This window comes from Bacillus cereus group sp. BfR-BA-01524 (assembly GCF_022662595.1).
Lineage (GTDB): Bacteria > Bacillota > Bacilli > Bacillales > Bacillaceae_G > Bacillus_A > Bacillus_A thuringiensis_S.
Genome location: NZ_JAKUDW010000241.1, coordinates 1 through 1,077 on the forward strand (window position 1 = coordinate 1; position 1,077 = coordinate 1,077).

Here is a 1,077-nt window from a genome sequence, read left to right on the forward strand (position 1 = left end):
CCGCCTGTCGGTTTTCAAGACCGATCCCTTCAGCCGAACTTGGGTATACCTCCGAGACATATATTAAATAAAGTGGAGCCTAGCGGGATCGAACCGCTGACCTCCTGCGTGCAAGGCAGGCGCTCTCCCAGCTGAGCTAAGGCCCCATGTTTTTTGGAATATCGGGAAGACAGGATTTGAACCTGCGACCCCCTGGTCCCAAACCAGGTGCTCTACCAAGCTGAGCCACTTCCCGTTAATAAAAGCGCGCCCGAGAGGAGTCGAACCCCTAACCTCTTGATCCGTAGTCAAACGCTCTATCCAATTGAGCTACGGGCGCATATGGTGCCGAGGGCGGGGGTCGAACCCGCACGGTGGTCACCCACCGCAGGATTTTAAGTCCTGTGCGTCTGCCTGTTCCGCCACCCCGGCATGTCATATTGAAAATTGGAGCGGAAGACGGGATTCGAACCCGCGACCCCAACCTTGGCAAGGTTGTATTCTACCACTGAACTACTTCCGCAAGACATGTATGAGTTATTTTATTAAAAGTGCGGGTGAAGGGAGTCGAACCCCCACGCCAAAGGCGCTAGATCCTAAGTCTAGTGCGTCTGCCAATTCCGCCACACCCGCATATTTTATTAAAAATGGTGAGCCATGAAGGATTCGAACCTTCGACCCTCTGATTAAAAGTCAGATGCTCTACCAACTGAGCTAATGGCTCTTAATGGCTGGGCTAGCTGGATTCGAACCAGCGCATGACGGAGTCAAAGTCCGTTGCCTTACCGCTTGGCTATAGCCCATTAATTAAGAATGGTGGAGGGGGGCAGATTCGAACTGCCGAACCCGAAGGAGCGGATTTACAGTCCGCCGCGTTTAGCCACTTCGCTACCCCTCCGACATATATGGTGGAGGATGACGGGATCGAACCGCCGACCCCCTGCTTGTAAGGCAGGTGCTCTCCCAGCTGAGCTAATCCTCCATTTTGCCTGGCAACGTCCTACTCTCACAGGGACAAGGTCCCAACTACCATCGGCGCTAGAGAGCTTAACTTCCGTGTTCGGTATGGGAACGGGTGTGACCTCTCTGCCATCATTA

10 tRNA genes and 1 rRNA gene are annotated in these 1,077 nt (G+C 53.7%); all 11 read right to left on the bottom strand.

The features are described from left to right. Nucleotides 1–73: 73 nt before the first annotated feature. A tRNA-Ala gene (locus MR170_RS30690) sits at nt 74–146 on the bottom strand. A 15-nt stretch (nt 147–161) separates the two neighbouring features. Next, a tRNA-Pro gene (locus MR170_RS30695) sits at nt 162–235 on the bottom strand. A gap of 10 nt (nt 236–245) precedes the next feature. After that, nucleotides 246–319, bottom strand: a tRNA-Arg gene (locus MR170_RS30700). A 3-nt stretch (nt 320–322) separates the two neighbouring features. After that, nucleotides 323–411: transfer RNA gene (locus MR170_RS30705), tRNA-Leu, on the bottom strand. A 16-nt stretch (nt 412–427) separates the two neighbouring features. Next, nucleotides 428–502, bottom strand: a tRNA-Gly gene (locus tag MR170_RS30710). 29 nt (nt 503–531) lie between these two features. Next, nucleotides 532–612, bottom strand: a tRNA-Leu gene (locus MR170_RS30715). A gap of 15 nt (nt 613–627) precedes the next feature. Beyond that, nucleotides 628–703, bottom strand: a tRNA-Lys gene (locus MR170_RS30720). Nucleotides 704–707: 4 nt separating this feature from the next. Beyond that, nucleotides 708–782: transfer RNA gene (locus MR170_RS30725), tRNA-Gln, on the bottom strand. An 11-nt stretch (nt 783–793) separates the two neighbouring features. Further along, nucleotides 794–877 (bottom strand) — tRNA-Tyr (locus tag MR170_RS30730). A gap of 8 nt (nt 878–885) precedes the next feature. Continuing rightward, nucleotides 886–961, bottom strand: a tRNA-Val gene (locus MR170_RS30735). Between the two features lie 5 nt (nt 962–966). Next, a 5S ribosomal RNA gene (gene rrf, locus MR170_RS30740) occupies nt 967–1,077 on the bottom strand; the annotation flags it as partial.